This window comes from Nocardia sp. bgisy118 (assembly GCF_057708605.1).
Genome location: NZ_JBYISM010000006.1, coordinates 1 through 12,084 on the forward strand (window position 1 = coordinate 1; position 12,084 = coordinate 12,084).

Consider the following 12,084-nt stretch of genomic DNA (forward strand, 5'->3'; position numbering starts at 1 on the left):
CCCCCCCCCCCCCCCCCCCCCCCCCCCTCCCCCCCCCCCCCCCCCCCCCCCCCCCCGCTTCTGTTTTTCCAACTCAGCGACCGGTGGCTTCGTACGCCTTGATCGCCTGCTCGAGCCTGGTGAACGCCGCGCCGAGGCTGGCGAGATCACCGCTGCGCTGGGCGTCACGCACGTTGCGCAGGGCCGCGTCCAGTTCCAGGACCGCCGCGTCCTTCGCGTTGGGCGACGGCGGTGCGACCCCCTGGGCGGGCGGCGGCGCGGTGACGCCCTGGTTCGGCGGCGGCGTCGTCCCCTGCTGGTTCGGCGTCTCGGCGCCCGGCGCCGTCGCGGCGCTGCCGCTGCCGGGGAAGATCTTGTCGAGGGCCGCCGCGAGCGTCGGCTCGTAGCCGACCAGCACCGATCCCGTCGCCGGATCGCGATAGCTCACGAGCACGCGAGCCAGCTGCGGGAAGGTCGAGGTGTTCGGTCCGCTGTTGCGTTCGGTGTACAGCGGCTCGACATAGAGAATGCCGCCGTCGGCGATCGGCAAGGTCAGCAGATTGCCGTATTTGATCTTGTTCGACCCTTGCAACAAAGTCTTGTCACGCGAGACCTCGTCGTTGATGGTCATCGTGTTCTGTGTTTGTTGCGGACCCTGGGTCTGCGAATCCGTCGGCAATTGCAAGATCGTGAACTTGCCGTAGTTCTCCGGATCCGAGCGCACCGAGATGTAGGCCGACAGATACTGCCGGTTGAAGCCGACCATGGCGCTGGTCAAATTGAACTCCGGTCGTCCGGTCTTCGGATCGCCGACCAGCACGTAGTACGGCGGCTGCTTGAAGGTGCCGCCCTCGATCGTCGGATCGCTCGGCACCGACCAGAACGCGTTGTTGGTGAAGAACTCTCGCGGATCGTTCACGTGGTACTTGCTGAGCATCTCGCGCTGCACCTTGAACAGATCCTCCGGGTAACGGAAGTGCGAGCGCAGCTCCGGCGAGATGTCGCTCTGCGACTTCACCGCGTTCGGGAACACTCCGCGCCACGCCTTCAGCACCGGATCGGTGGTGTCCACCTCGTACAGGGTGACGCTGCCGTCGTAGGCATCGACGACGGCCTTCACCGAGTTGCGGATGTAGCTGACCTCCTTGCGGGGCAGCAACCGTCCGGTCTTCTTGTCGACGCTGTCCTCGACCGCACCCTCGAGCGAGGTGCTCTGGGCGTAGGGGTAGCTGTCGAGCGTGGTGTAGGCGTCCACGATCCAGACGATGCGCTTGTCCACCACCGCGGGGTAGGCGTTGCCGTCGGCGGTCAGCCAGGGCGCGACCTTCTCGACCCGCTCCTTCGGATCGCGGTTGAAGATGATCTTCGAATCCTCACCGATCGCTCCGGAGAACAGGATGTTGCGCTCGGCGTACTTGGCCGCGAACGCCAGCCGGTTGAACCAGGAGCCGATCGGCACGCCGCCGGAACCGGTGTAGGTGTACTGCACATTGTCCAGGTCGTATTCGCGCGCGGGCTGCCCGGCCGCGCCGACGATGGCGTAGTCGGCGTCGGACTGGGAGATCAGCTCGCCATAGTAGATCCGCGGCTGGTCGACCTTGATGGCCTGGCGGTCCTGCGGCGTGGAGATGTCGCTGACGAAGCTCGACGGGCCGTCGTCGAAGACCGGAGACCCGCTGTCACTGCTGCCCGCGACGGTCGCGTCCTTGGCCGCGGCCTTGTTGATGCGATTGGCCGGGGCGGCGACGAAGCCGTTGCCGTGGGTGTAGACGGTGTGCCGGTTGATCCAGTCGGTCTGATTGTCCTTGAGGCTCTGCGGTTCCAGCTCGCGCGCCGCGACGATGTAGTCCTGGACCTCGCCCTCGATGGTGTAGCGGTCGATGTCGAGCGGGTTGGGGAAGCCGTAGAAGTTCTTCAGCTGGCGCAGCTGAGTGAAGGTCGGCGACAAGATATTCGGGTCGAGCAGCCGGATGTTGGAGATGGTGGTGCGGTCGGCGGGAACGTCACGCGGGTTCTTGGTGCCGTCGCCCTTGTAGTTCTGGTAGTCGACCTTGTCGTCGGTGATACCGAACGCCTGCCTGGTCGCGGCGATGTTGCGCTCGATGTACTCCGACTCCTTGTCGGCGGCGTTCGGGCGCACCGAGAACTGCTCGACCACCAGCGGCCACACCGCGCCGACCAGGATCGAGGAGAGCACGAGCAGCGCGGCGGCCATGGCGGGCACGCGCAGATCGCGCAGCACGATGCCGGCGAAGAAGGCCAGCGCGCAGATCACCGCGATGGACATCAGGATCAGCTTGGCGGGCAGCACCGCGTTGATGTCGGTGAAGGAACCGCCGGTGAAGGTGGGCTCCTTGCGCGCGCTGGAGAGCAGCTCGTAGCGGTCGAACCAGTACGCGATCGCCTTGAGCAGCACGAAGATTCCGGCGAGCACGGCGAGCTGGACGCGCGCAGGCCTGGTGAGCGTGCCCTCGCGGCCGCTCAGCCGCAGACCGCCGAAGACGTAGTGCGTCACCAGATTCGCGAAGAACGCGATCACCACGGCGACGAACAGCCAGTTCAGCACCATCCGGTAGAACGGCAGATCGAAGGCGTAGAAGCCGACGTCGAGGCCGAACTGCGGATCGGTCTCACCGAACGAACCGCCGTTCAAGAACAGCTGCACCGTCACCCAATTCGACTGCGCCACCAGGCCCGAGAGCAGGCCGAGCAGCACCGGGATGCCGATGCCGAAGAGCTTGAGCCTGCTCATCACGGTGGTGCGGTACCGGGCGATCGGATCGTTCGGCCCGGCGACCGGCACGAACACCGGCCTGGTCCGGTAGGCGAGCAGCAGCGCGAGCCACACCACCAGACCGACGAACACTGCCACCGCGGCGAACAGCAGGACGCGGGTCCGCAGCACCGTGAGATACACGTTGCGGAAACCGACTTCGCCGAACCAAAGCCAGTTGGTATAGGTGTCGGTCAGTCTCGGGCCCAACAGCAGCAACGCCGCCACGACGATGGCCGCCACCAGCAGCACGCGGCTGCGTCGAGACAACGAAGGTAAGCCGGTTGGGGGCCGCATGCCCACGGTGCCACTCTCCAGGGTCCGGCGGCGCCCACGCCCAATCGGTCGATGCGCCGCATTCCGACGTTGCGGTTCGGTCCTCGCGGACCGTCTGGCGCCCACTCTACGGAAACGGACATCGGGCCGTCGTGTGTGGCCTCGGTGAGCTCGGCGGAAGCGATTTCGGCGGCTTCGCTGAGACACCGGTGGCGGTGATGCGAGGATGTCCACCGTGAACGCCGATCTGCACGCCGAACTTGTCCTGTCCCGCGCCGTCCGGGAGGTCGCGGAGTTCGCCGACGCCGAAGGCTGGGGGCGGCCGCCGCAGATGTTCGCGCTGGTGCCGACCGCCGATCTGGTCGCGGCCGAACCCGGGCTGCTCGATGAGATCGATCAGGGCGACGAGCTCACCCCGATCGCGCAGGAGCCGCTGCCCGACGACATCACCGGCGGTTCGATCGCGCTCGACGAATTCCTCGCCACCACGAGCTGGCCGCCCGCCGTCCAGGGTTGTGTGCTGGTCCAGGAGATCGTGGTGCTGCCGCCGGATGCCGAGAGCACCCTCGACGACGCGCTCGCCCCGCTGCTCGCCGACCACGAGGCCGCCGACGCCGCGGCCCGCGCCGCCGCGGCCGCGCATCCGGAGCGCCGGGAGGCGCGGCTGTTCGCCGCTGTGCTGCGCGAGGGCGCGTCGCTGTCGCTGCTGCAGATCCGCCCGCAGGACGACGAGGACGATTTCGGCGACCTCGACCTGCGGACCTACCCGAACCTGGCGCCGAACCTCATCGAGGCGCTGCACCACACCCTGGAGTGATCAGCCGCAGCTCGGCGCCTCGGCGCCGACGTTGAGCGCGTTGAGCGACTGCACCGCGCTGTCCAATGTCTCCACCTTGACCAGGCGCAGGCCCTCGGGTGTGCGCTGCCTCGCCTCGTTGCAGTTGGCCGCGGGGACCAGGAACGTCTCGGCGCCCGCCTCACGCGCGGCCATCATCTTGTATTGGATGCCGCCGATCGGGCCGACCGCGCCGTCCTGATCGATGGTGCCGGTGCCCGCCACGAACTTGCCGCCGTCCAGGGGACCGGGGCTGAGCTTGTCGATCAGGGCGAGGCTGAACATCAGCCCCGCCGACGGGCCGCCGATATCGGCCAGATTGAAGGTGACCTGCATGGGCGGGAGCGCGCCCTCGCCCGGAGTGACGCCGAGGTAGCCCTTGGCCGGATCGTCCGGGCGGGCGCCGAGCGTGATCGTTGCGGTCTGTTCGGCGTTGTCGCGGCGGAAGACCACCGCCAGCTGGCTGCCCGGCGGCTGCGAGGACACCGCGGACACCAGGTCTTTGGGAGTCGCGATCGGCGCACCGTTGACGCTGACGAGCTGGTCTCCCGGCCGCAGCAGGTCCTTGGCGGGGGCGTCGTCGCCGACCTTGCGGATCAGCACCACGGTCGGCAGATTCAGGTAGTGCAGCGCCGCGACCTCGGCATTGCCCTCCGAATCCTTGAACTCCTGCTGATTGGACTTGTCGATCTCCTCGCGCGGCACCCCGGGCGGGTACACCTCGGCGCGCGGGACGAGACCGTGCTGGCCGCTCACCCAGAAGCCGAACGCCTCGAACAGGTTCAGCCCGTCGCGCACCGCCACCGTCGTCATGTTCAGGTGCCCCGAGGTGGGGTCGAGCTCGGTGCCGACGACGTCGACGACCTGCTTGCCCTCGACCTCGCCGAGCGTGTTGAAGGTTGGCCCGGGTCCGAGCGCGACGAACGGCACCTTGACCACGGTGCCGATGACACCGAGCACGAGCACCGGAACGAGCGCGGCAAGGAGGGTGAGGATCCGACGATTCACCCCGCCCACCATAGTGATCTCTCCTGGCGCCGGACGGCGCAGGCGCGGAATCCGCCGCCGCGCGCCGCCCGGTCGTTCGCTGTGCGCGTAATGCGAGCTCCGCGGGCCGGCGGCGGGCCGCCCAGGGTCACGAGCCGATTGTCCGCGCGTAACGTAAGAGGCATGACTGACTTCCCGTTCGGATTCTCGAACCGTGACGACGATGACGCGCGCAAGCGCGGCGAAGAGCCGAACGGTCCCGGGGCGAACAATCCGTTCGGGTTCCCGATCGGCGGCGGCGGGGCCGGGTTCGATCCCGCGCAGCTCGGCCAGATGCTGACCTCGCTGGGTCAAATGCTCAGCGGCATGGGGCAACCCGGCGGCGCGTCCTCGGGTCCGGTCAACTACGACGTCGCCAAGCGCCTGGCCCGCCAGCAACTCGGCGCCGATCTGACGCCCGTCTCGGCGGGCGCGAGGAAGGCGGTGACCGACGCGGCGCACCTGGCCGAACTCTGGCTGGACGGCGCGACGACGCTGCCCGCGGGCGCGACCAAGACGGTGGCGTGGACGGCCAACGATTGGATCGAGGAGACGCTGTCCACCTGGAAGCGGTTGTGCGACCCGGTCGCCGAGCAGATCTCGGGCATGTGGACCGCGCAGCTGCCCGAGGAGGCCAAGGAGTTCGCCGCGCCGATGGTCGGCATGCTCGGCCAGATGGGCGGCCTCGCGTTCGGCTCGCAGCTCGGCCAGGCGCTCGGCCAGCTGGCCAAGGAGGTGCTGACCTCCACCGATATCGGTCTGCCGCTCGGCCCGAGCGGCACCGGCGCCCTGCTGCCCGCCGCGATCTCCGAGTTCAGCGCGGGCTTGGAGCAGCCGGAGAGCGAGATCCTGGTCTTCCTCGCGGCGCGCGAGGCGGCCCACCAGCGGCTGTTCGCGCACGTGCCGTGGCTGCGTCAGCAGGTGCTCGGCGCGGTGGAGGACTACGCGCGCGGCATCAAGATGGACTTCTCCGCGCTGGAGCAGGCGGCCCAGGGCATCGACCCGATGTCGCTGGCCGACCCGTCGAAGCTCGAGGAGATCCTGGCGCAGGGCGCGTTCGAACCGCAGACCACGCCCGAACAGAAGCAGGCGCTGGAACGCCTGGAGACGCTGCTCGCCCTGATCGAGGGCTGGGTGCAGGTCGTGGTGGCCGACGCCGTCGGCGACCGGCTGCCCGGCGCGGGCGCGCTGGCCGAGACGCTGCGCCGACGCCGCGCCACCGGCGGACCCGCCGAGCAGACCTTCGCCACCCTGGTCGGTCTGGAGCTGCGGCCGCGCAAGCTGCGCGAGGCCGCGGAGCTGTGGCGGCGGCTGACCGCCGACGCGGGCGTGGACGCCCGCGACGGCGTGTGGGCGCACCCGGACCTGCTGCCCGACTCCGAGGACCTGGACACCCCCGCGGGCTTCATCGACTCGGTCATCGGCGGCGGCGCGACCGCGTTCGACGATCCGCTGGCGCAGCTGGCCGAGACCGAGGCACGCGAGCGCGCCGAGGCCGATCGCGAGGGCGGCGACGGACCGGACATGCCCGACCTGGGCAAGGACAACGGCAAGTCCTGAGAGTTCGCCTTGTGAACAGCGCGAATTCCTGTGGATAACGACAGGATTCGCGGCCGTTCGCGGCGCGGGCGGTGCGCATACTGCTGGCCATGACCACATTGCGCCCACACGGCCCGATGCTGCATCCCCGGGTGACGATCCTGGTTCGCCCCTCGGGGGTGGTCCAACTCGGCTGGGATCCGGAACGCGCCCTGCTCCTCGAGCCGCCGGACCTGGACACCCAGACCGTCCTCGGCTTCCTGCGCCTGCTCGACGGGTTGCGGACCCGGCCGCAGATCCTGTGGCACGCGGGCCGCAGCGGCATCGCCGCCGAACGCGCCGGTGCGCTGCTGGACGAGATCGACGCCGCGGGTCTACTGGTGCAGCCGCGGGAGCGGCCCGGCCCGATCCGCGCGGTGCGCGTGCACGGCCTCGGACCGCTCTCGGACGCGATCTCGGCGGGGCTGCGCCGGGTCGGCATCCGTCCTGAGCGATCGCGCGGGAACGCACCCGAGGTCCGGCCCGCGGGCAAGTGCGCCGACCTCGTGGTGCTCGCCGACACCGTGGTCACCGATCCACGGTTGGCGAGCGAGCTTGTGCTGCACCGCATCCCGCATCTCTCGGCGCGGATTCGCGACGGCCGCGGCATCGTCGGCCCGCTGGTGCTGCCCGGCGAGACCAGCTGCCTGCGCTGCGCCGACCTGACGCGGGTCGACTACGACGCCGACTGGCCCCATCTCGCCGCCCAGCTGCTCGGCCGGGTCGGTCACGCCTCCCCCGCCGCCATCGCCGCGACCGCGGCGCTCGCCCTCGGCGAACTCGAGGCGATCCTGGACTGCTCGCCGCGCAGGCCGCCCGCCACCCTGGACGCCACGCTCGAGTTGGACCTCGATTCGCACTTGCTGCAGCGAAGGTACTGGGCGCCACACGCCGCGTGTGGTTGTCGCACGATCGGCGTGGCGAGCGCAACGTGAGATCGAAAACTTCGAATTGCCATGGCAAAGCTACGGGTGTGTCCGCCATGATGGGGTGGTGTCTGAGATCGTGCGCCGTAGCTCGTCCCGCAACGCCAAGTTAGCCAAGATTCCGCTGGGCATCGCCGGACGAGCCGCCATGGGCTTCGGAAAGCGGCTCGCGGGTGGTGACAAAGGGGAGATCAACGCTCAGCTGAACCAGAAGGCCGCCGAACAGCTGTTCACCGTGCTCGGCGAGCTCAAGGGCGGCGCCATGAAGTTCGGGCAGGCGCTGAGTGTGATGGAGGCCGCTGTTCCCGAGGAGTTCGGCGAGCACTACCGCGATGCGCTGACGAAATTGCAGGCCGCCGCTCCGCCGATGCCCGCCGGGACGGTGCACCGGGTGCTCGATCAACAGCTGGGCACCCAGTGGCGGGAGCGCTTCCATTCCTTCGAGGACGCACCGTCGGCCTCCGCCAGCATCGGACAGGTGCACAAGGCGGTGTGGTCGGACGGTCGCACCGTGGCGGTGAAGGTGCAATACCCCGGCGCCGACGAGGCGCTGCGGGCCGATCTCAAGACGCTGTCGCGGATGACCGGCCTGATCTCCTCGGTGATCCCCGGCGCGGACGTCAAGCCGATCCTGGCCGAGATCACCGAGCGGACCGAGGAGGAACTCGACTACCGCAACGAGGCGGCGAACCAGCGCGCCTTCGCCAAAGCCTTCGACGGCCACCCCGAACTGGTGGTGCCCAAGGTGGTGGCCTCCGCGCCGAAGGTGATCGTCACCGAATGGCTCGAGGGGACCCCGGTCTCGCAGATCATCAAGTCGGGCGCCGCCGACCCGGAAGGCAGCCTGACCCTGCGCAATCGGGTCGCGCTGCTGATGGGCCGCTTCCACTTCTCCTCGCCCGAGACCGTCGGCCTGCTGCACGCCGATCCGCATCCGGGCAACTTCATGATGCTTGCCGACGGCAGGCTTGCGGTGATCGATTTCGGCGCGTGCGCGCCGCTGCCCAACGGTTTTCCGGAGATTCTCGGGCGGATGCTGTCGCTGGCCGTCGAGGAGGACTACGACGCGCTCACCCAGTTGATGTACGACAACGGCTGGGTGATCCCCGGTCGCACGATCACCCATCGGGAGATCGCCGACTACCTGCGCCCGTTCGCCGATCCGATCAAGACCGATTCGTTCCACTTCACCCGCCGATGGATGCAGCGTGTCGCGGGCAAGGCGACCGACTTCACCAGCTCGGAGATGAAAACCGCACGGGCGCTGCAACTCCCGGCCGAGCACGTGATGATCTTCCGGGTGCTGGGCGGTTCGGTGGGCATCCTCGCCCAGCTGGACGCCGAGATACCGTTCATGCAGCTGGCTGCCACCTGGTTGCCCGGCCTGCGCGACGAACGCTCCGCAAGCTGAAAGAACCTCCCCCACAACGCAAACGAGCCGCCCACCTGATCTCGAGGTGAGCGGCTTGTTTGCTTTCTCGTTCCTGGGCCCTGCCGGGGTCCGGGTCGGACGGTGGGGCCTCAGCGACCGGAGGGAGGTGGGGCCGCGGCCCGGCACTCATGCCGGGACCGCGACCTTGCGCGGACGACCACGCGGACGCTTGCGGGCGATCACGACACCCTGGTCGAAGATCTCACCGCCCCATACGCCCCAAGGCTCGCGCCGATCGATGGCCGCGTTCAGGCAGCCCTTGCGGATCGGGCAGGACGCGCACAGCGCCTTCGCCTGCTCCAGCTGGACCGGGCTCTCCGCGAACCAGAGATCGGGATCTCCAGCTCGACAGGGCAGGACCCTGGTGACCTCCCGGGTGACAGCGACGGCCTGCGGCCAGCTCTCTGCGGGGAACACGTCGTTCTCCTTCAGTTCGTTCTGCAGCGGTTCGTTAGTTGTCCACGAAACCGGTGGCAAACGGCTGAAGGGCCGCTTAAAAGTACTGGCCACGGTTTCGCTTCTTGCGATCCGTGGCCAGGAGGCGTGGGGTGAGTCCCCTACCTAGGTCGACACCTGTGTCGATTCCTGATCACGGTCGCTGGGTGTGCGGTGCGGAGGCGTGCTGCCCGCAGATCGATGTCTGCCATGGGCTCTGCCGCCGGCTCATAGCCGGCTTCACGCGCAATGACGCCGACTGCCGCGTTGGCGGTCGGGTGCCAGCCCCCGCTGGGCTTGCCCTGGAGAAGGGTGTGAACTTGGCGAAGCGCCGGCGAAATCTTCACCGGCGTACCAAATCCGCACACTCCTGCCGAGGACAGACCGATCCCCTGCAAGGCGAGGATCCCCCGGGAGGCCGACATGGACGTATTGCCCGCAACGCCGATGGCGTCGAAGTTGTTGATGCCGTTCATTGGTCTGCCTCCCTCCTGTTCTCGTTGTGCCGAAACTGTCTGGTATCGAACCGAGTTGTCCGAAACTCTCCGCGCCGGAATGCCCTCCCGGTGCGTGATTCCCACCATAAGCAATGTCGGCGAAACCGACAACCTATTTTCTACCTGCGGTTTTGTGATGTCGAGCGGACACGCGACGCGACGATGGCGAGCACGTCGGCTCCGTAGTCGACGATCTTCTTCGCGCCGATGCCCGGGATCGCCTCCAGCGCACGGTCGTCTGCGGGCAGTTGCTCCGCGATAGCGGTGAGCGTGGTGTCGGTGAACACCACGAACTCCCGGACCCGCAGTGCCTCGGCCTTTTCGGCGCGCCACTCCTTCAGCGCCTCCAGCAGCGCCGAGTCCAGTTCCGCGGGGCAGCGACGGCAGCGGCCGAGCATGGTGGCGTAGGTGCCGATCAACGGCTTGGCGCAGACCCGGCAGGACGGGCGTATCCCGTTGTTCTCGGGTCGGCCGGTCGACGCCGCGATCCGCGACGCGGGCGAATCGTCGGGCACCAAGCCGTTGAGGAAACGGGAACGGCGGCGGGTACGCCTGCTGCCCTCGCCCCGCGACAGCGCCCAGGACAGCCGCAGATGCTCGCGCGCCCTGGTCACGCCCACGTAGAGCAGCCTGCGTTCCTCTTCGAGCGCGGCCTGATCGCCGACCGAGCCGTCGTCGGCCAGCGCGTGGGCGATCGGCAGCGTGCCGTCGGCCAGCCCGACCAGGAAGACCGCGTCCCACTCCAACCCCTTGGCCGCGTGCAGCGAGGCCAGGGTGACGCCCTGCACGGTCGGTGGATGCCTGGCCTCGGCGCGCGCGGCCAGCTCGCGCAGCAGGCCGGGCAGCTCGAGCTGCGCGTCGTGCTCGACCAATTCCTCGGTGAGCCGGACCAGCGCGACCAGCGACGACCACCGTTCCTTCGCCTGCGCGCCCGCGGGCTCGGTCGCCGTCAGCCCGACCGGCGCGAGCACGGCCTTGACCAGGGTGACCAGCGCCGCGCCGCGCCGCGACTGATCGGGCAGGTCGTCGCGGGCCGCGGCCTGGCGCAACGCCTGCACGGCCTGCCTGACCTCGGCGCGCTGGAAGAAGCCCTCGCCGCCGCGCACCTGGTACGGGACGCCGCGCTCGGTGAGCGCCTGCTCATAAGCCTCGGACTGGGCGTTGACGCGATAGAGCACCGCGATCTCCGCCGCCGGGGTGCCCGCCGCGATCAACCCCTTGATCGCGCCCGCCACCCCGACGGCCTCGGCCGGGGCGTCGTCGTATTCGGTGAACTCGGGCTCCAGCCCGTCCGCGCGCTGGCCGATCAGCTGGAGCCTGGTGCCCGCGATGCGTCCGCGGGCGGCGCCGATCACCCGGTTGGCCAGCGACACCACCTGCGGCGTCGACCGGTAGTCGCGCTCCAGCCGCACCACCGTCGCGTCCGGGAAACGCCGCGAGAAGTCGAGCAGATAGCTCGGGGTGGCGCCGGTGAACGAGTAGATCGTCTGGTTCGCGTCGCCGACGACGGTCAGGTCGTCGCGCTCGCCGAGCCAGGCGTCGAGCACGCGCTGCTGCAACGGCGTCACGTCCTGGTACTCGTCGACCACGAAACTCCGGTAGCGACCGCGGAATTCGTCGGCGACGGCCGGATAGTCCTCCAGCGCTGCCGCGGTGTGCAGGAGCAGATCGTCGAAATCGAGCAGCAGTCCCTCGGCGGAGGTCTTCAGCGACTCGTAGCCCGCGTAGACCTCGGCCACCCGCACCGCGTCGTACGGCGGCTCGCGGTGCCGCTTGGCCACCGCCGCCGGGTAATCCTCCGGCGCGAGCAGGGTGGACTTGGCCCATTCGATCTCGCCGAGCAGGTCGCGGACGCTGTCGGTCGCGGTGCTCAGCCCCGCACGGTGCGCCGCCTGCGCGACCACCGTGAACTTGTTCTCCAGCAATCGCCATGGCACGTCGCCGACGACCTGCGGCCAGAAGTACTTCAGCTGGCGCAGCGCCGCGGCGTGAAAAGTGCGGGCCTGCACCTGTTTCGCCTCACCGGCGAGGCCCAGTCCGCGCAGCCGGGCGCGCAATTCGCCCGCGGCGCGGGCGGTGAAGGTGACCGCGAGCACCTGGTCCGGCTTGACGTGCCCCGCCGACACCAGGTGCGCGATCCGGTGCGTGATGGTCCTGGTCTTTCCGGTGCCCGCCCCGGCGAGCACGCACACCGGCCCGCGCGGCGCCCGGACGGCGGCGACCTGTTCGGGATCCAGGGCGTCGAGGTCGAAGGCGGGCACGGCCACCATCATGACAGCCCGGTCCGACAACCGGCCGCCGCGCCTGTCGGCCCTCGACGGCGAAGC

9 protein-coding genes are annotated in these 12,084 nt (G+C 69.2%); 4 read left to right on the plus strand and 5 right to left on the minus strand.

The annotated features are described in order from the left end of the window. Nucleotides 1–73 precede the first annotated feature (73 nt). Nucleotides 74–3,055, minus strand: coding sequence for a UPF0182 family protein (locus AC3EO7_RS09285; protein WP_435590987.1), 2,982 nt, complete (start codon nt 3,053–3,055; stop codon nt 74–76). Between the two features lie 199 nt (nt 3,056–3,254). Between AC3EO7_RS09285 and AC3EO7_RS09290 the strand changes: the two genes are divergently transcribed. Continuing rightward, nucleotides 3,255–3,845, plus strand: a complete 591-nt coding sequence (locus AC3EO7_RS09290) for a PPA1309 family protein (RefSeq protein ID WP_431967959.1) — start codon at nt 3,255–3,257, stop codon at nt 3,843–3,845. Here the strand turns inward: AC3EO7_RS09290 and AC3EO7_RS09295 are convergent, their stop codons facing one another. Continuing rightward, nucleotides 3,846–4,871 carry a YlbL family protein gene (locus tag AC3EO7_RS09295; RefSeq protein WP_431967957.1) on the minus strand — a complete coding sequence of 342 codons (1,026 nt, stop codon included), beginning with the start codon at nt 4,869–4,871 and terminating at the stop codon, nt 3,846–3,848. 162 nt (nt 4,872–5,033) lie between these two features. On the opposite strand from AC3EO7_RS09295, the gene AC3EO7_RS09300 reads away from it, so the two are divergent. The 3 genes from AC3EO7_RS09300 to AC3EO7_RS09310 all read left to right on the plus strand — a co-directional run bounded on the left by AC3EO7_RS09300 (nt 5,034) and on the right by AC3EO7_RS09310 (nt 8,804). Continuing rightward, nucleotides 5,034–6,449 carry a zinc-dependent metalloprotease gene (locus AC3EO7_RS09300; protein WP_435590988.1) on the plus strand — a complete coding sequence of 472 codons (1,416 nt, stop codon included), beginning with the start codon at nt 5,034–5,036 and terminating at the stop codon, nt 6,447–6,449. Between the two features lie 89 nt (nt 6,450–6,538). Continuing rightward, nucleotides 6,539–7,402 (plus strand): hypothetical protein, encoded by an 864-nt coding sequence (locus AC3EO7_RS09305; RefSeq protein ID WP_431967953.1) that lies wholly within the window; start codon nt 6,539–6,541, stop codon nt 7,400–7,402. Nucleotides 7,403–7,460: 58 nt separating this feature from the next. Further along, a complete protein-coding gene (locus tag AC3EO7_RS09310; protein WP_431967951.1) occupies nt 7,461–8,804 on the plus strand; it encodes an ABC1 kinase family protein in 1,344 nt (447 codons plus the stop codon). A gap of 147 nt (nt 8,805–8,951) precedes the next feature. On the opposite strand, the gene AC3EO7_RS09315 is transcribed toward AC3EO7_RS09310, so the two are convergent. The 3 genes from AC3EO7_RS09315 to AC3EO7_RS09325 form a co-directional block, all read right to left on the minus strand. Further along, on the minus strand, nt 8,952–9,242 hold the full coding sequence (locus AC3EO7_RS09315; RefSeq protein ID WP_431967949.1) for a WhiB family transcriptional regulator: 291 nt from the start codon (nt 9,240–9,242) through the stop codon (nt 8,952–8,954). 140 nt (nt 9,243–9,382) lie between these two features. Continuing rightward, complete coding sequence (locus AC3EO7_RS09320; protein WP_157120265.1) at nt 9,383–9,736, minus strand: hypothetical protein; 354 nt, start codon at nt 9,734–9,736, stop codon at nt 9,383–9,385. Between the two features lie 140 nt (nt 9,737–9,876). Then, a complete protein-coding gene (locus AC3EO7_RS09325; protein ID WP_435591091.1) occupies nt 9,877–12,030 on the minus strand; it encodes an ATP-dependent DNA helicase UvrD2 in 2,154 nt (717 codons plus the stop codon). Between the last annotated feature and the right edge of the window lie 54 nt (nt 12,031–12,084).

Bases quoted from the DNA above. Each gene is read 5' to 3' on its own strand.
- AC3EO7_RS09305 (WP_431967953.1), top strand. From the start codon at position 6,539: ATGACCACATTGCGCCCACACGGCCCGATGCTGCATCCCCGGGTGACG.
- AC3EO7_RS09320 (WP_157120265.1), bottom strand. From the start codon at position 9,736: ATGAACGGCATCAACAACTTCGACGCCATCGGCGTTGCGGGCAATACG.
- AC3EO7_RS09300 (WP_435590988.1), top strand. From the start codon at position 5,034: ATGACTGACTTCCCGTTCGGATTCTCGAACCGTGACGACGATGACGCG.
- AC3EO7_RS09290 (WP_431967959.1), top strand. From the start codon at position 3,255: ATGTCCACCGTGAACGCCGATCTGCACGCCGAACTTGTCCTGTCCCGC.
- AC3EO7_RS09325 (WP_435591091.1), bottom strand. From the start codon at position 12,030: ATGATGGTGGCCGTGCCCGCCTTCGACCTCGACGCCCTGGATCCCGAA.